Source organism: Desulforamulus aeronauticus DSM 10349 (assembly GCF_900142375.1).
Classification (GTDB): Bacteria; Bacillota; Desulfotomaculia; order Desulfotomaculales; family Desulfotomaculaceae; genus Desulfotomaculum; species Desulfotomaculum aeronauticum.
In genome coordinates this window covers 66,072-84,517 of record NZ_FRAR01000011.1, presented here as the reverse complement: position 1 = coordinate 84,517, position 18,446 = coordinate 66,072, and the positions used below count along the sequence as shown (strand labels likewise).

At 46.1% G+C, this 18,446-nt stretch carries 21 protein-coding genes and 1 other annotated feature; of the genes, 7 read left to right on the top strand and 14 right to left on the bottom strand.

The genetic code is table 11. The features are described 5' to 3' along the window. Positions 1–58: 58 nt before the first annotated feature. Genes cobO through metG form a run of 3 tightly spaced genes read right to left on the bottom strand, consistent with a single transcriptional unit; the run spans position 59 to position 2,956 of the window. Positions 59–589: a cob(I)yrinic acid a,c-diamide adenosyltransferase gene (cobO, locus tag BUA78_RS07440; RefSeq protein ID WP_072912665.1), complete on the bottom strand. Its 531-nt coding sequence runs from the start codon at positions 587–589 to the stop codon at positions 59–61. Positions 590–633: 44 nt separating this feature from the next. Continuing rightward, positions 634–1,407 carry a TatD family hydrolase gene (locus BUA78_RS07435; RefSeq protein WP_072912661.1) on the bottom strand — a complete coding sequence of 258 codons (774 nt, stop codon included), beginning with the start codon at positions 1,405–1,407 and terminating at the stop codon, positions 634–636. A 1-nt stretch (position 1,408) separates the two neighbouring features. Next, positions 1,409–2,956 carry a methionine--tRNA ligase gene (gene metG, locus BUA78_RS07430; protein ID WP_072912863.1) on the bottom strand — a complete coding sequence of 516 codons (1,548 nt, stop codon included), beginning with the start codon at positions 2,954–2,956 and terminating at the stop codon, positions 1,409–1,411. A 161-nt stretch (positions 2,957–3,117) separates the two neighbouring features. Next, positions 3,118–3,367: a binding site (T-box leader), on the bottom strand. Between the two features lie 295 nt (positions 3,368–3,662). Here metG and BUA78_RS07425 point away from each other — a divergent pair. Next, complete coding sequence (locus BUA78_RS07425) at positions 3,663–3,923, top strand: AbrB/MazE/SpoVT family DNA-binding domain-containing protein (RefSeq protein WP_072912658.1); 261 nt, start codon at positions 3,663–3,665, stop codon at positions 3,921–3,923. A gap of 109 nt (positions 3,924–4,032) precedes the next feature. On the opposite strand, the gene rsmI is transcribed toward BUA78_RS07425, so the two are convergent. The 6 genes from rsmI to BUA78_RS07395 all read right to left on the bottom strand — a co-directional run bounded on the left by rsmI (position 4,033) and on the right by BUA78_RS07395 (position 9,278). Further along, entirely contained in the window at positions 4,033–4,890 is an 858-nt protein-coding gene (gene rsmI / locus BUA78_RS07420) for a 16S rRNA (cytidine(1402)-2'-O)-methyltransferase (RefSeq protein WP_072912655.1), read from the bottom strand. After that, positions 4,880–5,191: an initiation-control protein YabA gene (locus tag BUA78_RS07415; protein ID WP_072912652.1), complete on the bottom strand. Its 312-nt coding sequence runs from the start codon at positions 5,189–5,191 to the stop codon at positions 4,880–4,882. The genes rsmI and BUA78_RS07415 overlap by 11 nt, the downstream gene beginning before the upstream one ends. Then, entirely contained in the window at positions 5,166–6,014 is an 849-nt protein-coding gene (locus BUA78_RS07410) for a PSP1 domain-containing protein (protein ID WP_072912650.1), read from the bottom strand. Before BUA78_RS07410 ends, BUA78_RS07415 begins: the two co-directional genes overlap by 26 nt. Positions 6,015–6,018: 4 nt before the next feature. Continuing rightward, a complete protein-coding gene (holB, locus tag BUA78_RS07405; RefSeq protein ID WP_072912648.1) occupies positions 6,019–7,008 on the bottom strand; it encodes a DNA polymerase III subunit delta' in 990 nt (329 codons plus the stop codon). Further along, positions 7,001–7,621 (bottom strand): dTMP kinase, encoded by a 621-nt coding sequence (gene tmk / locus BUA78_RS07400; protein ID WP_072912861.1) that lies wholly within the window; start codon positions 7,619–7,621, stop codon positions 7,001–7,003. Before tmk ends, holB begins: the two co-directional genes overlap by 8 nt. Positions 7,622–7,829: 208 nt before the next feature. Continuing rightward, on the bottom strand, positions 7,830–9,278 hold the full coding sequence (locus tag BUA78_RS07395; RefSeq protein WP_072912645.1) for an aminotransferase class I/II-fold pyridoxal phosphate-dependent enzyme: 1,449 nt from the start codon (positions 9,276–9,278) through the stop codon (positions 7,830–7,832). Between the two features lie 287 nt (positions 9,279–9,565). On the opposite strand from BUA78_RS07395, the gene BUA78_RS07390 reads away from it, so the two are divergent. Beyond that, positions 9,566–9,832 (top strand): hypothetical protein, encoded by a 267-nt coding sequence (locus tag BUA78_RS07390; protein ID WP_072912642.1) that lies wholly within the window; start codon positions 9,566–9,568, stop codon positions 9,830–9,832. Here BUA78_RS07390 and BUA78_RS07385 read toward each other — a convergent pair. Further along, positions 9,790–9,975, bottom strand: a complete 186-nt coding sequence (locus BUA78_RS07385; RefSeq protein WP_072912640.1) for a sigma factor G inhibitor Gin — start codon at positions 9,973–9,975, stop codon at positions 9,790–9,792. The genes BUA78_RS07390 and BUA78_RS07385 overlap by 43 nt on opposite strands. A gap of 271 nt (positions 9,976–10,246) precedes the next feature. Here BUA78_RS07385 and BUA78_RS07380 point away from each other — a divergent pair, with 271 nt between their 5' ends. Genes BUA78_RS07380 through BUA78_RS07360 form a run of 5 tightly spaced genes read left to right on the top strand, consistent with a single transcriptional unit; the run spans position 10,247 to position 15,591 of the window. Beyond that, positions 10,247–11,860, top strand: coding sequence for a spore germination protein (locus tag BUA78_RS07380; RefSeq protein WP_072912637.1), 1,614 nt, complete (start codon positions 10,247–10,249; stop codon positions 11,858–11,860). A 22-nt stretch (positions 11,861–11,882) separates the two neighbouring features. Next, positions 11,883–13,082, top strand: coding sequence for a Ger(x)C family spore germination protein (locus tag BUA78_RS07375; protein ID WP_072912635.1), 1,200 nt, complete (start codon positions 11,883–11,885; stop codon positions 13,080–13,082). A 16-nt stretch (positions 13,083–13,098) separates the two neighbouring features. After that, positions 13,099–13,344, top strand: coding sequence for a hypothetical protein (locus BUA78_RS07370; protein ID WP_072912632.1), 246 nt, complete (start codon positions 13,099–13,101; stop codon positions 13,342–13,344). Positions 13,345–13,371: 27 nt separating this feature from the next. Continuing rightward, the gene (locus BUA78_RS07365) at positions 13,372–14,463 is read left to right on the top strand and encodes a GerAB/ArcD/ProY family transporter (RefSeq protein WP_072912629.1); all 1,092 of its coding nucleotides are present in this window, start codon (positions 13,372–13,374) and stop codon (positions 14,461–14,463) included. A 33-nt stretch (positions 14,464–14,496) separates the two neighbouring features. Further along, entirely contained in the window at positions 14,497–15,591 is a 1,095-nt protein-coding gene (locus BUA78_RS07360; RefSeq protein WP_072912626.1) for a GerAB/ArcD/ProY family transporter, read from the top strand. Positions 15,592–15,714: 123 nt separating this feature from the next. On the opposite strand, the gene BUA78_RS07355 is transcribed toward BUA78_RS07360, so the two are convergent. The 4 genes from BUA78_RS07355 to BUA78_RS07340 are packed head-to-tail and all read right to left on the bottom strand — an operon-like array spanning position 15,715 to position 18,423. Further along, the gene (locus BUA78_RS07355) at positions 15,715–15,960 is read right to left on the bottom strand and encodes a 4Fe-4S dicluster domain-containing protein (protein ID WP_072912624.1); all 246 of its coding nucleotides are present in this window, start codon (positions 15,958–15,960) and stop codon (positions 15,715–15,717) included. Between the two features lie 12 nt (positions 15,961–15,972). Further along, positions 15,973–16,536 (bottom strand): 2-oxoacid:acceptor oxidoreductase family protein, encoded by a 564-nt coding sequence (locus BUA78_RS07350; protein WP_072912622.1) that lies wholly within the window; start codon positions 16,534–16,536, stop codon positions 15,973–15,975. After that, a complete protein-coding gene (locus BUA78_RS07345; protein WP_072912620.1) occupies positions 16,529–17,302 on the bottom strand; it encodes a thiamine pyrophosphate-dependent enzyme in 774 nt (257 codons plus the stop codon). The genes BUA78_RS07350 and BUA78_RS07345 overlap by 8 nt, the downstream gene beginning before the upstream one ends. A 35-nt stretch (positions 17,303–17,337) precedes the next feature. Beyond that, positions 17,338–18,423 (bottom strand): transketolase C-terminal domain-containing protein, encoded by a 1,086-nt coding sequence (locus tag BUA78_RS07340; protein WP_072912618.1) that lies wholly within the window; start codon positions 18,421–18,423, stop codon positions 17,338–17,340. Positions 18,424–18,446 lie beyond the last annotated feature (23 nt).

Genomic DNA, 18,446 nt, shown 5'->3' with positions numbered 1-18,446 from the left:
GGAGCCGCAGCTATGTGGACTCCTCCTTGCTTGTTGAAAACTGTCTGTGGACCTGTTTTTAGAATTCTATGCCCTGCTGCGCACTAATTCCTTGTTTAAAAGGATGCTTTACTTCCCGCATTTCGGTAACCAAGTCGGCTCGCTCGATAACTTCTGCCGGAGCATTCCTGCCGGTTAAAACCAAGTGTAAGTGTTCCGGCTTTCGTTCTAGTAAATCCATCACAGAGCTTAATTCAAGTAGGCCATACTGTAACGCATACAGGATTTCATCAAGTATTAAAACTTGGTAGTCACCACTTGTCATCGCAGTAGTAACCTGGGCCAAGGCTTCTTGGGCTGCCCGCTGTTGGCGCGCTACATCAGCGGGATCGTTAAAGTTGATAAAACCTAATCCCAAGGGTCGGATTTCTAAGGTAGGCTGCATTTTCTCTGCAGCCAAGTGTTCGCCACACTGCTGACTTTTAATAAATTGAAGAATGAGCACCTTCATACCATGCCCCCAGGCTCTGAGGGCCATTCCCAGGGCAGCGGTGGTCTTTCCTTTGCCGTTGCCGGTAAACACCAAAACCAAACCTTTTTCTTTATCCAAACCATTCCCTCACTTTGCTAGTTCAATGAGTATTTGATAGATGGTTAGGTGATAAGCGGTAGTCGGAATAATTCGATTGTGTTGGCGGCGGTAATTTGGGCTATTTGTGCTGGATCTATCCCCCTGAGCTGGGCGATATGCTCAGCTACATACCGTACATAGGTGGGTTGATTGCGCTTACCCCGGTGGGGTGCGGGAGTTAAATAGGGACAGTCGGTTTCCACCAATAGTCGTTCCAGGGGTACTTTGATAGCAATATCCTTTAGTTTACCGGCATTGTTAAAGGTAACCGGTCCGGCCAGTGAGATATAGAGTCCCAACTTTAGGCATTCCTGGGCTATTTCCCAACTGGCAGAAAAACAGTGCAGCACTCCGTTCGCCGGATAGGGTGCTTCTTGCCGAAGTATCTCCATGATATCACCATGAGCATCCCGATTGTGGATAATGTACGGCAGATTCAATTCCTTAGCCAACAAAAGCTGCTCCCGAAATACCCGCTTTTGAATCTCCCTAGGTGACAAATCATAATAATAATCCAAGCCAATCTCACCAATGGCCACCACTTTTGGGTGACTGGCCATTGTTTTTAATTGCTGGAGGTAATCCGCAGGTGCCTCCTTGGCATCATGGGGGTGAACCCCCACCGCTGCATAAATAAACGGATAGGCCTCGGCCAATTGAATGGAGCGTTGGGAAGAAGCCAGATCGTAGCCCACATTCAGTAACGCTGTTAGTTCTTCACCGCACTTTGCTATAACCGCTTCCCTATCTTCATGAAAACGCTCGTTATCCAAGTGAGCGTGAGAATCAATTAGCATCCTAAACCTCCAAACTCTTTAAGTCAATCCGCGGGAAAAGTACTTCGCCTCGTTTAACAGTGGTGTCTCCAGGCAGTTTGGCCCAGGTTAAACTCTCCCAAGTGTGTAATTCAGGCTTATCTTCAATGCCCAATTGAGGCCAAACACGGCTTGGTAGGTTTGGCATAAAAGGGGTCGCCATGACAGTAGCAAAGCGGATAATTTCAGCTACATTATAGAGAACCGTGTTTAACCGCTCGGTTTGACCATTCTTAGCAAGGGTCCAGGGAGCCGTTTCCTCTAGATATTTATTGGCCCGACCCACCATTTGCCAGATAGCCGCCAGGGCGTTGGAAATCTCACATTTTTCCATGTATTCCTGTACCAACACCGGTGTCTTGGTAGCCAGATCGATTAGCTCGGTATCAGGTCCTTCCGGTACCCCGGGAGTCTGAAGGACACCTTGCTGGTATTTTTCCATCATGGTAGAGGATCTAGCTAACAGGTTGCCATAATCATTGGCCAAGTCGGTATTGATCCGCTTTACCAAAGCTTCTTCGGAATACACTCCATCGGAACCAAAGGGCAACTCTCTCAACAGAAAATACCGCACGGCATCTACACCGTATTTATCTACCAAAACATGAGGATCTACCACATTGCCCTTGGATTTGGACATTTTACCGCTATCCAGTAGCAGCCAACCATGGCCGATCACTTTTTTGGGTAAAGGAAGGTTTAAAGCCATGAGCATAATGGGCCAGATGATGGTATGGAAACGCACAATATCTTTACCCACCAGATGAATATCCGCCGGCCAGAATTTGCGGTAAAGCTCTTCATCTTCGGTGCCATAACCCAGGGCGGAGATATAGTTGGTTAAGGCATCTACCCAAACATATACCACATGTTTGGGATCAAAGGGAACCTGAATACCCCAATCAAAGGTAGTCCGGGAAACACACAAGTCTTCCAGTCCCTGATTAACAAAGCTGACCATTTCATTGCGACGGGAAACCGGCTGAATAAAATCAGGGTTCTCTTCAATGAACTTCAACCAACGCTCGGCATATTTGGATTGACGGAAAAAATAGCTTTCCTCCCGCACTTTTTCTACCTCACGCTGACAATCCGGGCACTTACCATCCGCCAGTTGATACTCGGTAAAGAAGGTTTCACAGGGAGTGCAGTACCAGCCCTCGTAGGCAGACTTATAAATATCACCCTGCTCGTACAACGTATTAAAAAATTGCTGAACTACTTTCCGATGACGTTCGTCGGTGGTTCGAATAAAATCATTGTAACTAACATCCAAGCGCTCCCACAAACGTTTAAAACCATCCACAATATGATCTACATATTCCTTCGGAGTTTGATTTTTATTTTTGGCTGCCCGTTCAATTTTCTGACCGTGTTCATCGGAACCGGTTAAGAACCATACATCATGACCGGTTAGTCGCTTAAAACGGGCCATCGAATCGGCTGCCACCGTGGTATAAGCATGGCCAATATGCAGATTATCACTGGGGTAATAAATGGGTGTTGTGATGTAAAAATTAGGCTTTGTCATCATTATCGCTTCCCTTCTAAATTAGAAAAACTCGGCTTGCTTGTGCCCTATAAGGTACGCCAAGTCTTTGACGCAGGCGGAAGCCTTCGTTTTTCTTACTACTTTTTTCAATAGATATCTTATACTTTCTAAAAGTGAAAAAATAAAAACCCCGCCCCCTTGGCAGGGACGGGGTTACTAACCCGCGGTACCACCCTGATTTGCTGCTGCTTTGCAGCAACAGCCTCAGTAGTGCATCAATGCACTAACAGCAAGTAACGGTGCTTAGACCGGCCAGCTCTACTAAATCAATAAAAGCCTTCGAACCAGCAGCTCCGGAGCCATGTTCAACCGTCCTTCCCTACGGGTTTACACCTCATCCCGCTCTCTGTAAGGGTACGCCGATTTACTCATCCCCATCATCGCTTGTAAAATCGATTGTATCTACAAAATAATACCTTGTCAAGTATTCCCTTATTCAAATTAAAATATACTTAGAAAAACGAAGCTTGTTTACCTGCCCACCCGCCTACCTGCTTGCTTGTGACCCTTAAGATTATGATCTTTAGGGCATGCCGACAAAAGCTTCAAATATTTATCCTTTCCGATATGTCAAAAAATTACACTAAATAAAAGTAAAATATTGACTGTTACGGTTAACACTGGTATGATTAGATGTAGTAAATTCTGGTATATTGTCGAAGTTAATTAGGGGAGGGGAAGCGGATTGAAATCCACAGGTATTGTTCGGAAGGTGGACGAGCTGGGTCGGGTGGTAATCCCCATCGAGTTACGCCGTACATTGGGCATAGACGAAAAAGACGCCCTAGAAATTTATGTCGATAACGAGAAGATTATCCTACGCAAATACGAACCCGCTTGCGTATTCTGCGGCAACGCTTCAGATGTTCAGCATTATAAAGGGAAAATGGTTTGCCGTGAATGCGCCATTGCCATGGGTGAAAGTGTTACTAAGGAAGTTGTATAAAGTACTAAGCGAGGGACTGATGAAGTCCCTCGCTTTTACTTTTAGAGCAAAGGAATACCCATATACCTCTGCTGCCATCAGCTTTTGGGCCTCACCAGCCCGGTTACGCCTATTGTTTCCCATGCACCGCCGCATAAACCTCACGCTTCGGTATCCCCCGCAGTTTAGCCACCTGTTTGAGTGCTTCTTTTTGGTCCATACCTTGCTCCACCAGACTCCCTACATGCTCTGCCAGAGAAAGTTCGGACCACTGCGCTTGCTGTTCCTGTTCGGCTACCGCCTGAGACAGTCCACCAACGATCAGGGTGATTTCCCCTCTGGGGGGATTTTCTCTGTAATAGGCCGCCAGTTCTCCGAGAGTATCCCTTTTAAATTCCTCATGGATCTTCGTTAATTCACGGGCCACGGTGCAGGGGCGTTCCCCCCATTCCTGCAGCATATCCTGCAGTGTATCTGCCAGTCGATGGGGCGACTCATAAAATAGCATGGTGCGTTGCTCTTGTTTTAAAGCCTGTAGTTGTTTACGGCGGGTTTTACGCTGGTTAGATAAAAATCCTTCAAAGACAAACTTTCCGGTAGGCAGCCCTGAGGCCACTAACCCAGCAATACCTGCTGAAGGCCCCGGTATGGGCACCACTTCAATGCCCTTATCCAGTACAGCTTTTACCAGGTCTGCCCCTGGGTCGGAAATCCCGGGCATACCGGCATCTGAAACCAGAGCCACCCGCTCCCCCTGTAAGATACGCTCAATGAGCTGTGCTTCTTTTCCTTCACTGCTATGGGAATGGTAAGAGGTCAAGGGCGTGTGAATATCAAAATGACTTAAGAGTTTTCTGGTATGCCGGGTATCCTCGGCGGCAATTAGGTCTACTTCTTTAAGAATTCGCAGAGCCCTTAGGGTAATATCTTCCAAATTACCAATCGGGGTAGCACAAAGGTACAGTACTCCTGGGTCTTTATGCTCCATCCTTTTGTTCCCCTCGGTTAATTAGGGCATAACAGAAAATACATTCTCCCTCTCGCCCTTTACCAAAGTAGAGATTGCAAACATGAAACCCCTTATCATATAAACTCCAGAGGTTCTTGGCACCGGGCTTATGGTGTAACCCTTCGGCCCCCTCCTCTAAATACATACCCGCTACTTCCTGTCTCAGCCGGGCATTTTCGTCCTCCAGCTGTCTTACCTCCAGCTTCAGACGATCTACTTCGTCACAGATTTGACGAAGAGCTTGTTCTAATCGATTAATCCTGCCGGGCAGGGCAGCCACAGTTACACTCACCTCGAGCTTTTTTTATTTTTAACTCTTCTAAAGGATATTCCCGAATAGCCTTACTTTCCTGTAGTTCTACACCAACGGTTTTCCTAAAAATATTAATGTTAACAATTTTCCCTTCCCCTTCAGGAGCCAACACATGGGTGCCAATCTCAGGATAACCTGCCTTGGCTTCCTCATAGACGTCATTTTCATATTTTAAGCAACACATGAGACGCCCACAGATACCGGATATCTTAGTGGGGTTGAGGGATAGATTCTGCTCCTTAGCCATGCGAATGGATACCGGAGCAAAATCCGACAGCCAGGATGAGCAACACAGTTCCCTGCCACAACAACCTAAGCCGCCTACCATTTTGGCTTCATCTCTCACACCAATTTGACGTAATTCAATACGGGTACGAAAGACAGCTGCCAAATCTTTTACCAGTTCCCGAAAATCTATGCGCCCGTCGGCGGTAAAGTAAAAAATAATTTTATTACCGTCGAAGGTTTGTTCTACACTAATGAGTTTCATGGGGAGTTCATGATAGGCGATTTTCTCCAAAGCTACTTGGTAGGCTTTTTGTTCCTTTTCCTGATTTTCCCGTAACTGCTGATCATCTTCCTCAGTGGCTCTACGCAACACCTGTTTTAAAGGTGCTACCACTTCATCATCAGATACTTCCTTAGGCCCTACCACAATTTCTCCGTATTCAATACCCCGGGTGGTCTCCACCACTACATGATACCCTTTTTCTAAAGAAATTTCCCCAGGATCAAAATAGTAAACCTTTCCTGCAACTTTAAAACGTACGCCAACCACTTTAACGGGCATTATTCTATCCTCCATAGGAGTGTATTTTCAACAGCAACGCTTCCAGAGTCATTCTGGTATTGGCATTAGCCAATATTCTCTCCCTGGCCTGTTTCGTTTCTTCAATGATTGCCAGTAACAGACCGGGCCTGTACCTCTGCGCCTGATCTAACAGCATTTCCAGCTTGTCTTGATTCATGAGCAGGTGCCTGTCTTCAGTGTAATGATAAATTAGTAAATCACGAAACCACAATAATAGGATGGCTAAACATTCTGCCGCTTGTCCACGATCTTCGGATAATTCTTCTGCCAGTCTTAAGGCTTCTAACTCGTCCATCTGCATAAGTCTTTGGCTTACTTTCAACGCTTGTTCCCGTAGAGGCCAAGCCCCACCCTCGGCCAGCAGCATACCTCGCCCCAGACTACCACCGGACAAGGGGGCCAGCTTTTTAGCGGTGTCTTTGTCCAACTGGCAATATCTCATTAACCCCTCGACTACCTCTTGGTTGCGCAGTGGCCGAAATTGGCATTGTTGGCAGCGAGAAAGAATGGTTGGCAACAGAGCATAGGGCTGGTCGGTGCTTAAAATAAAAACGGTTTGTCCACTGGGCTCTTCTAAGGTTTTCAGGAAACTATTGGCTGCCTCTTGAGTCATGGTGTCCACTTTTTCCATGATATAGACATGCCGTTGACCTTGATAGGGTTTGTATTGTACTTGTTTTTGTAATTCACGAATCTGCTCAATTTTTAAAGATGTCCCCACAGGCCCTACGATATGCAAATCCGGGTGGTTTCCCCCTTCATTCTGGCGACAGGAACGGCAGTGGCCACAGGCATCTCCTTCTATTGGCGATTCGCAAAGCAGCGCCCCGGCCAACGCCCGGGCTACCACTTGTTTACCTACCCCTGACGGGCCCATAAACAAATAAGCATGGGCCACTTTATTTCTTTGCAGCGCATTTTTTAAGGTCTGAACAATTTCCCGATGTCCAATAACCTCATTTATCCTAGGCACCGACCATCCCACCCACTGTATCACAAATAATCCTGTGTAGTTCTTCTACGGGGAGCCGAGCATCTAACACCAGATAATCTGAGCTTTCCTTGGTTAAGCCCAGATATCCTTGACGTACCCTTTGATAAAACGCCAAAGACTCCTTTTCCAGGCGATCTGCCGGGCGCTCTTGGCGGGAGCGGGCTAGCCCCTCCTCCGGGGAGATATCCAAGAGAATGGTTAATTGGGGCCGTAAGCCACCAGTACCTAATTTGTTAATATTCACTAAAAAATCTACATCCATCCCCCGACCATAACCCTGATAGGCTACTGTAGAGTCAACATAGCGGTCACACAACACCACATCCCCTTGCTCTAGCCGAGGACGAATGACCTGAGCCACCAGTTGTGCTCTGGCTGCTACATACAACAAAGCCTCGGTACGCTCCTGCATTTCGGAAAAAGCGGGATCCAGTAACAATTCACGAATTTTTTCCCCCACCGGAGTGCCTCCGGGCTCTCTGGTGGTATAAGTTGCAATCTTTTTATCTGTAAGGTATTTATGCAAAAGGTGTAGTTGGGTGGATTTACCCGATCCGTCAACACCTTCAAATACAATGAAAATGGGTAACACCCCCTGCTCTTGGGTAATTCTTTGGGTCAAGCCATCAGCCGTCGGCCATCGGCTTTTGGGCATACCCTTTCTTTAAAGAGTACCTCTTCTGTACAAATGCTAAACCTGTACTAAAAATATGGCCAAAAGAAAACCCGCTTGGATTCTAGGAATTACTTTTGAATAGCCACTAAGCAAGCCGAGGGTCTGCTTGTTAAGACACAAACTCTTACTCGATTACCCTAATTTGCTGCAAAGACCCATCCCTCGCCCCTTGCACCCTAATTCCCTGCCCTCTGACTTCTAGCAGATAGTCTACAACTGCCGGGGAAATTTCTTCGCCGGGGCAAACTACGGGGATTCCTGGCGGGTAAACAGCCACGGTCTCTCCACAAATACACCCAATACTTTTTTCCAAAGGGACATCTGTTGCCTCCCTCTGCCAGGCTTCCCTGGGGCTAAGGATTACTACTGGCAGCGGCAGTTGCAAGGTTTTAGGAAAATAAACGGGTTGTTCAGTTTGGGTCAACGCCAGTTCTTCTATGGCTTGTATTACCCGTTGGCAATCCTTTTTAGTGGTTCCTAGGGAAATAACTAACACCACGCTAGCATAATCCGCCATTTCTACAACAACACCATAGTTATGCTGCAAAATTTCGGCTGCCTGGTAACCCGTTAGCCCCAGTTCTAACAGGGAGATCGTTAATCTGGTGTCGTCCAGACATTTGGCGCCGTCACCACCCAGATGCTCCTGGCCTAATACCTTTACTCCCGTAAGCCGGGAAAGCCTGTCCCTCGTATAGCGAGCAAGCCCCAGGGTCTCCTCCAGCAATTCTTTCCCCTGCAAGGCCAATTGCCGACGGGCTAAATCCAGGGATGCCATCAATAGATAGGAGGGACTCGTACTTTGTACCATCCTTAGGGCATCAGCCAACCGCTCCCGGTTAATTCGCTTTCCTTTGATGTGCAACATAGAGGACTGCGTAAGTGATCCACCAGTTTTATGAAAACTCTGTACCGCGGCATCCGCCCCGCAGCCTAAGGCATCGGGAGGCAACTCTGGGTGAAATTTCAGGTGACTGCCATGGGCCTCATCCACCAATAAAGGTACTCCTGCCTGATGGCAAACTCCGGCCAATGCGGCCAGATCCCCAAGGATGCCGTAATAAGTGGGGCTAACAGCCAAAACTGCTTTGACATTCTTGTATTTTTTAAGTAATCGTTCAATTTGTTCCACAGAGGGACCTGCTAAACAAGCAAAAGGTTCAATTACCTCGGGTTGGTAATAAATGGGCATTGCCCCAGATAATATTAACCCGGATACCACTGAACGGTGAGCATTTCTGGGCAAAATAATTTCACTGCCATTGCTGCAACAGGCCAAGATAAGGGCAACCAAACCACAACTGGTACCATTCACTAACCAAAAGCTTTGATCCGCCTGGAATAATTCTGAGGTCAGTTGTAAAGCATCGGCAATCGCTTCCTCAGGATTATGCAAATCATCCAGCCCAGGAACCTCCGTGAGATCCAATGCAAAAATCTCTTTGCCAACGGCTTCTAAAAACTCAGAAGGAATGGCTCTGCCACCCCTGTGGCCGGGAATATGCAGTTGAGCTAACGTAGATTTTTTATTTTTTATAAGAGCTTCCCATAAGGGTGCTTTACTCTGCATCATTATATACCCTCAAAGGTTTTTAAACCACCTTAACAATTTATTTTATCATATACACTTTTTAACTGCTATTTAAGTTTCTGATTTTATTGGCAATAGTTTAAGCTTATAGGTTATTTCGCAAGGGGGATACTATTTTTAGCATATCGGAAAGTGTAAAAATTTGCGATATACCTAAGGGCAAACCAAGCTTCCGGCGGCCTCTAATATTTGGCGTACCCTAAAGGTCATAACTGAAAAGTCACAGGCAGATAAACAAGCTACGTTTTGCTAAGAAAGGAGCACCATCAATGCGGAAACCAATGGCCCCGCAAATCGATGAAAAAGCTCTATCCAAACGCTATCGTACCAGTGTTTCAAAAATTATTAAACTTTGGAAAAGTGGGCGAAATGACATGGAAGTAGCCTCCTTAACCGGGCTGGATCAATTTACTTTACGACAGATAAAAAGCGATATCGAGTTGGCTTACCGCCGAACTAGGTTGGAGAAAAAGAAAGAGGCTCTGGCAAGAAATCAGGCCTCGTTAAACCATATTCTTTTAAGACCACCTTGGTAGACATCGTAATTGGGGTCATCTCCGGTTAGGTGGGTAATTTTTCTTTCGCAATCAGCACAAATGTATTTGCCCAAAATAACAATACCAAAGTTTTTTTCCTCAATACTGCTGCAGCAAAATACACATTTAATAGCTTCTTTCATCATGGAACCCCCCGCTCAGTATTATAAGCCTAGTTTCGCCAAAACTTCTTAAATAAAGACCGTATTCTACTAATCTATTGTATGCTCCTGCGAAAATTTAGTGTGTTTGAAATTATTAACTGCCGACTGCACCAGTCGGTAGTTTTAATTTCTCTCCTTATTAGTTTAAGGACTCTTTCTCTAAGCTTACAAATTTTGCAGGTTTTTACATAATTCGTGATCAAGGGAAAATACTATGCTATATCTTTATTTCTGTTAGGAGAGTAAAAAAATGGGTTGGTTAAAGAAACTTAACTATTTGCTTAGCTCCCAGAAGGGACATGTAAATCAATCAAAAAAGAAAACAAGCCTAGATTTACCTAATGCTTATACCAAAGAAGAACTAATCAACCTGCCCATTGCAGCCTCTCTCCAGGAAAATCTGGATTGGATGACAAAACTTTTGGGGCAAAACGTTGACTTTGTCCAAAGACAGTTTCCCCTAGGCTCGGAACAGCCATTACAAGCGGTCTTATTCTATATGGATGGCATGATTAATCCGGAAATATTGGATCGTGACGTTATGCGACCGTTATTAGCACCTCGCCCGAAAGAAACCACGGGATCGGCTCTGCTAAAACTGCTAAAGAGCGGAGGTCTCGTTTCCCGGGCAGAAATAGATCAGTATAACAATTTTCATGACGTAACAAATCTGATTCTTACCGGAGATGCTGTACTGTTTGTGGAGGATTGCCCCCAAGCCTTTATCATTAGCTGCAAGGGCTACCAGATGCGTAACATCCCTGAACCCGTGGTGGAAAACTCTGTACGGGGTCCCCGGGAAGCTTTTATTGAAACTCTTTCCGTTAATATCAGCCTGCTACGTAAGCGACTGGTTACCCCTAATCTCATGGTAGAAAATATGAAAATCGGTAAAATAAGCAGCACTGACGTATGTATCGTATATTTGAAGGGCATTGTTTCTGAGGATTTGGTGAAGGAAGTTAGACACCGCTTAAACAGAATTGATATTGACGTTATTCTGGAAAGCGGCTACATCGAACAATTAATTCAAGATAGCCCCTACTCACCCTTTCCCCAAATGCTGGTTACTGAAAGGCCGGATAAAGTAGTTGGCAATCTGGCAGAAGGCCGGGTAGCCATTCTAACCGATAATACCCCCCTGGCACTTATCGTGCCGGGACAATTTGTCAGTTTACTGCAAGCCTCAGAGGATTATTATTACAAGTTCTATTTTCCCACTCTGCTACGCTGGTTGAGATACACCGCTTTCTTGGTGGCCTTGGTATTGCCATCCCTCTATGTTGCCATTACCAACTTTCACCAGGAAATGATTCCCACCACATTACTGATTAGTATTGCCGCAGCCCGACAAGGGGTTCCTTTTCCCGCTTATTTAGAGGCTATGATTATGGAAGTGACCTTTGAAACCCTGCGGGAAGCCGGCATTCGTCTCCCAGCCCCGGTGGGGCAAGCAATTAGCATTGTGGGTGCTCTGATCATCGGGCAGGCGGCGGTTCAGGCCAACATTGTTTCACCTTTGATGGTCATCGTAGTTGCCTTTACCGGCATTGCCTCCTTTACCCTTCCCCAGTATAGTCTGGGTATTTCCGTACGGATGCTGCGTTTTCCGTTAATGCTTTCGGCCGCTTTTCTAGGGCTTTTTGGAGTCATGGTAGGCCTACTGGCCATCTTACTTCATCTATGCGCCTTACGAAGTTTTGGCGTACCGTATCTAAGCCCCTTGGCGCCCTTTAATCTGCAAGGTTTAAAGGATTCTCTGGTACTGGCGCCCCACTGGAGCAGAAAAATTCGTCCAGCGGAGTTGGTCCAGGAAAATAAAAAATTCATGGGTAACAACCAAAAACCAAAACCACCAAAGTAAATCACGATAAAGAGGTAGTATTTTGCGAAAAAAATTACTGATCATTTTAGCCCTTTTGTTTTTAATCAATAGCACTGGTTGCTGGGATTTACGGGAAGCAGAACAAACCGGCATTGTTATCGGTGCAGGGCTAGATCGTGGAAAAGACGGCAGCATCGTAGTCATTGCCCAAACAGTGATCCCCCAGATGCCCGGAGCGGGTGGCGCCAACGTTGGCGGGGGAGCAGGTGGCCATGATACCTTTCATAACTGGTACAGCAGCGGTGAAACCCTCTTTGATGCTGTGCGAAATCTAACCCAAAAATCCCCTAACACTCTATTTTGGTCCCATAATAAGATCTTTATTATTTCGGAAAAACTAGCCCGGGAAAGTCTCAAGGATGTAATTGATTTCATCGAAAGGGACCCAGAATTTAAACAAAATGCCTGGATCGTAATTGCCAAAGATGATTTATCGGAGATAATGAACGCCCACGGTAATTTGAAAGAGCCACCGGCTCAGGCACTGGCCAATATTATTATGATAAGGGACCGTAATTCCAAATATGCCGTTTCGACCTTGGGTGAATTTATACAGCAATTGGGCAACCCCGAAGCCCAGGCTTATACCGCAGGGGTTACTTTTTACAAAGGTCTGATGGAGAAAAAAAATACTGCTTCCATATCTGGCCAGGAAACTGAACGGTCTATGGAGCTGCGAGTTATGGATACGGCTGTTTTTAAACAAGATAAACTGGTGGGATGGCTTAACCAAGAGGAGAGCAGAGGTCTTTTGTGGGTTCAAGGTAAAGTCAAGGAGGGCTTGTTGGTTTTGCCTATGCAAAATCACAAAATGATTTTCGAGATCCTTAAAAGTAGCAGTAAACTGGAGCCCTTGATCAAGGATGGACAATTAATCATGAAAGTACAGGTTAAGGTGGATGGCAACATTGGAGAGATAACTCCCGGCACCAAGTTAGACGAAAAGCACATTCAAGAAATAGAGGCACAAATAGCAAAAACGGTAGAAGAACAAATTATGACAGCTGTTTCCCGGGCACAGGAACTCAACACCGATTTTCTGGGTTTTGCCTCAGCGGTACACAGGGCCTTTCCAAGGTTGTGGAATCAAGAGCTTTCCCAGCAATGGTCCGAAACGCTAAAAGATATCGAAGTTGAGGTGTCCGTAGAAGGACGTGTTCGGGGCACGGGGTTAATTACTAACCCCGTTAAACTTAAATAAGGCAGGAGTGACCCAGATGTTTTTCACTTTACTATTGGTAACCGTGGCCTTCATAATCATTATTCTTCTCGAAGTCCCCCGGTTGGTAGTGCAAAAAAAATGGCGGGACTTAGCAGCCTTTTCTTTTTTGCTCCTACCCGCCATCGTATACAGTTACGGTATCACCCTGGATGTGAATTTGCCAAACCCTACACATTTGATTATAAAGTTATTTGATCCACTAGCTCTGCGCCTAGAGCAGCTGCTAGGCACAACTCAGTAACCCAAAATAGAGGGGAGGGGCTTTTCTTTGGAAAAGGAATATATCTCTGCCAGACAATGTATTTTCTTACTAATAGGCTCTATAATAGGCATCTCCCTGATGCTGGTTCCTTCCCTTACCATTGTGATAGCCAAACAAGATGCCTGGCTAGCCCCTTGGCTAAGTACAATTCCTGGCCTGGTGCTCATTAGTTTGCTGGTTTCCCTTAATAAGATGTACCCCGGCCAATCCCTAGTGCAATATAGCAGCTCGATTCTAGGGTTGCCAGGGTACTTTCTAAGCTTACTCATGCTTTGGTTTTTTTTATTTCTAGGAGCTCTTAATTTGCGTAGTATGGTACATTTTCTTACTTCCATTATTTTATTTGAAACCCCCCCGTCAATCCTTTACTTTTTTATTATCCTCTTGTGCGCTTATGGTATCAAATTGGGCCTTGAGGTCATGGCCCGAGCCTTTAGTTTGCTAATTCCTTTTACGATTATTCTGGCACTTATAATACAGGTCTTCTCTATGATCAATGCTGACTTTGAAAAGCTACTGCCTATCTTAAGCAATGGTGTATTACCGGTTATCCACGCCGGCTTAAATTTTACTGCCTTTCCTGTGGGGGAAGCACTCGTTCTTTTTAGCATGATTATCTACCAAGTTAAGAATTTGCGGGGAATTGGTGCAAAACTATCCTCCGGGTTTATCTTTGCTATATTCATCCTGTTTTTAGTTATAGAACGAGCCATCGTTACCCTTGGGCCGGAGCGGGCTTCCCGCAGTATATACTCCATAGCGGCAGCTATAAATACTGTCTCCGGAGGCGGTATAATATTACCGTTCCTAACACTGAACGGATTTGTCTTTTCCGTTAGCGAATTAATTTTATGCTATTACGCCTTTGTTACCGGCGTTGCTCACTGGGCCAAACTATCAGATTACAAACCACTGATCCTACCAGCCGGTGCATTATTCATGGTACTCGGCATCTATAGTTTTGAAAATGCTATCGAAGAAGCTACCTTTAGCTCCATTTGGACGGTGTATGCCCTACCCATTGAATTTGGCATTCCCCTACTGCTATGGGTCGCAGCTGTAATTAAAAGTAGACTAAAACCGACCAACCAACTATGACATAAAACTGCAAATTCACATCAGGAGTTGTCGATGGATAAAGAATGTATTTCCCCAGGGCAAGGCATGCTGTTGCTGGCTGGTTTGGGGATTGGAACAACACTATTGTTCATTCCTAGCATTTTAATTCAATACGCTAACCAAAGTGCCATTTTAAGCCTAGTATTAGGATGTGCTCCAGGCATAGTCTTACTGCTCATCCTGTCTTCACTAAATAGGTTCTACCCCGGTCAGTCCTTAGTACAATATAGCGCTTCCATTCTGGGTCTACCGGGGAAAATTCTCGGGTTACTCTTTATTTGGTTTGCCTTCCACTTGGGTGTTTTGGTATTGCATAATATAGGGGATTTTGTTGGAGTAGTCATGCTTGCGGAAACCCCTACCCCTATCGTTTATTTTTTCGTTGTGGCCATAACGGCCTTTGCTCTCTTGTTAGGACTTGAGACTGTTAGCAGAGCCTTTGGGCTTTTGTTATGTTTTTCAATTTTTTTCAATCTATTGTTACTACTCTTTACCTTACCCCATGCCGATTTTAACAATCTGCTCCCTATACTGGAGAATGGTTGGTCTCCCGTCGTTAAAGCCAGTATTTACCTGTCATCTTTTCCGTTGGGAGAGTTTATACTCCTTGGTATGTTAATCTTTAATATAAAAGGTTCAAAAGGAACTGCTATCCCACTTATTCAGGGTCAACTTATTGCAACAGTGGTTGCTATTGCTATTATCTTACAGGTAATAACGATACTCGGGGCTGAACGAGCCTCCCGTTCAATCATGGCTATCGTGTCTGTTCTTAACTCTATCTCCGGCAGCAATCTGCTATTAATCCCCTTTTCCATGACCTGGTTTATTTTTGCCATTGCCAAATTCTTTATCTGTTATTATGCTTTCGTGACGGGCTTTGCCCACTGGTCCAAAATGGATGACTATAGACCCCTGGTCTTGCCTGGGGGTGCTTTGCTCATAAGCATTGCTATGATCATCTATCATGACGCAGGGGAAAGTCAAAAATTTCTCAAAATATACTGGCCCGCCTACTCTCTTCCTATTGAGTACGGTATTCCGCTATTGCTGTGGCTGGCAGCGGGGGTGAAGGCGCTGCTCCAGCGGCGGGAGGGGAGACATTAGCCAAATTATGTCCCCCTTTAAAAGGTATGCCAAGTCCTAAAAAGCCAAAGATCAAAACACAAAAGAAGCACTCCCATTGCAAAGGAGTGCTTCTCGCTTTTAGGCTATAACCTAACCTAGTGGCTAGGCTTCTTTTTTCTTCTTATCCACCCGGATGGCAATATCGGGGCAAACCATCTGGCAGATACCGCAGGCGATACACTCGTCAGTGGATTCTACCGAGGGGGTGCCATATACACCTAAAACCTTGGACCAGGAAATGCACTTTTTGGGGCACTTCTGGATGCACAGACCACAGCCCTTGCAAAGACCGGGGAAGAGAGTCCAGTAACCTTTTGTGTGTTCCAGGGTACGACCTTTGAATTCCATGATGTTCCCCCCCTATTCCATCAATTCAATGCCACGATCAATGGCACTGAAGTTCAGTTCGCGCAGCTTGGGATTTTGTTCGAATTTATAGCCCAGCTTCTTCTCAATGGCAGCCTTGGCAGCTTCCACAGGAATTACCTTGGTAGCTCCGATAACAGCACCCATGATCAGAATGTTAAATACCCGGGGGTGCAGTTCATTTTTGGAAATTTCCAGAGCGGGAATAGCCAGTACTTTCTTGGCTTCGCCTTCTTTGGGCAGATCTTCTTCCACGCCTTCGATGCTGGTATCGTAAACGTATACGGTGTTGGCATCAATATATTGCTTGCAACGACGTACAGCACGATCGCTTAAGGCAACCAGAATATCGGCTTTGTCAAACTTGGGTGCACCGATGGCTTTATCATCGATTTGCAGGTACGCGATGGATACACCACCCCGTTGTTCCACACCGAAGTTTGGAATATAGAGGGCCTCACGGCCTTCGGCATTGGCAGCAGCAGCAATAATTTCTGCTACGGATTGAACCCCTTGGCCACCTTCACCGGCCAAGCAGATTTTTACAGCTTTAGCCATTCTGCTGAGCCTCCTTTTTCTCCTCGAAGGGGTTTTTCTTTTCCCCAACTTTGTAGTACTGAGGCATTTCTTTTTCTACGAAGGCCCAAGTCTTCTCAGCATTGGTGCGCCAGTTGGTAGGACAGGCTGCCAATGCTTCGACAAAGGAGAAACCTTTGCCTTCCATTTGAGTTTGCAGAGCTTTCTTAATGTAACCCTTTAGCTGTCTCATGTTAGCAGTGGTACCACGGGCCACATAAGCACCATCGCCAGTGATGGCGGAAATCATTTCCGGTCCTTGGGTGGGCATCCCGGTTGCTTCGGGATCACGTCCATAGGGAGCGGTTTCAACCTTTTGTCCGGGCATGGTGCAAGGGGACATCTGTCCGCCAGTCATGGCGTATACAGTGTTGTTGGCCAGCAATACGGTTACCTTTTCGTTACGAGCGGCAGCATTCACAATACCGCCGATACCGATGGCATAACCACCGCCATCACCCATATAGGCAATGCAGATGAGGTCGGGATTAGCACGCTTAATACCGGTCATCACCGGAGTAGTACGTCCGTGGTGGGTTTGCACGCTGTCGCAGTTAAAGAAATCCCAGGACAACAGAGAGCAACCGATGTCACAGCCAAAAACAACTCTATCTTGAATACCCAGTTCATCTATGGCTTCGCCCAGGCACTTTAACACCAGACCATGGCCGCAACCGGGGCAAAATTTATGGGGTTTGCTTTCTACACGCCAGCTTTTAGGCATGGCAGGTTGTGGAGACACAGACATGTGGGAACCTCCCTCCTTAATTGAGAAGAAATTTCTTAGAGTACCTCTTTCACTTTAGCCACGATTTGCTCAGTGGTAATGCCTACACCGGGACGGAACATCGGAACAATTTCAGCAGTTGCTCCATAGATGGCATCCTTCACCAATCTTGCCAATTGACCCTGAGCGGATTCTGCAATGAGTAGCTTTCTGCCTTGGGTAGCCAGGGCTTTCAGCTGCTCTGCCGGGAAGGGACGGAGGGTAATGGGACGGAAATACCCTACTTTGAGACCTTCTTCTCTTAATTCTTTAACAGCATCCCGCACGCCACGGAATACCACACCATGACCAATGATGATGACATCGGCATCTTCAACGGATTCTTGGGAGTATTCTATCACTTCGGGGGCCATTTTTTCGAAATCAGCAAAATGCTGTTGCAATACTTCAAATAATTCTTCTTCGGTATTATAGGTGTTACGGTAGTGGCCGGGGTCACGGTCTACACCGGGAGTGCCTGGCTTACCAACATATCTTTCGGGAGTAACAAAGGTAATACCCTTTTCCTCGGGATCATACAGGGTTACAGATTCACGCATTTTGGCCTGATAGCCATCGCCCAGTACGAAAGTGGGGAAACGATATTTCCAGGCAGTGTTGAAAGATTTAATGGTATAATCGAACAGTTCTTGGTGATTGCTGGGAGAGTAAACTACACGCATGCCTTCCCCGTTACCACCCAGGGTGGTGAGGGTAACTTCTTGCTGAGAGTAGATAACAGTAGCAGTAGATGGGCCACCACGTTGTTGTACGACGGTAACGACTGGCAGTCTCATCATTTCAGCCATGGATAGGGGTTCCTGCATCAGGGTGTTGCCGGGGCCAGCGGTGGCAGTAAATGCTTTAAGACCCGCTAAAACACCACCCACTGTGGTGAAACCAGCAGACAGTTCGTCTTCGGTTTGCAGGAATTTGCGACCATACTTAGGGATTTGACGGGTCCAGTAGTGCATGATTTCGTTCTGAGGGGTAATGGGATAGCCATACATAATGTCGGCACCTGCCGCCAGGGCTGCCCAGGCAACTACCTCGTTACCAGTCATAAACGCCCGTTTTTCTCCGGTAATGGGTTTTTCGGACATGAGAGATACCACACCTCCTGATT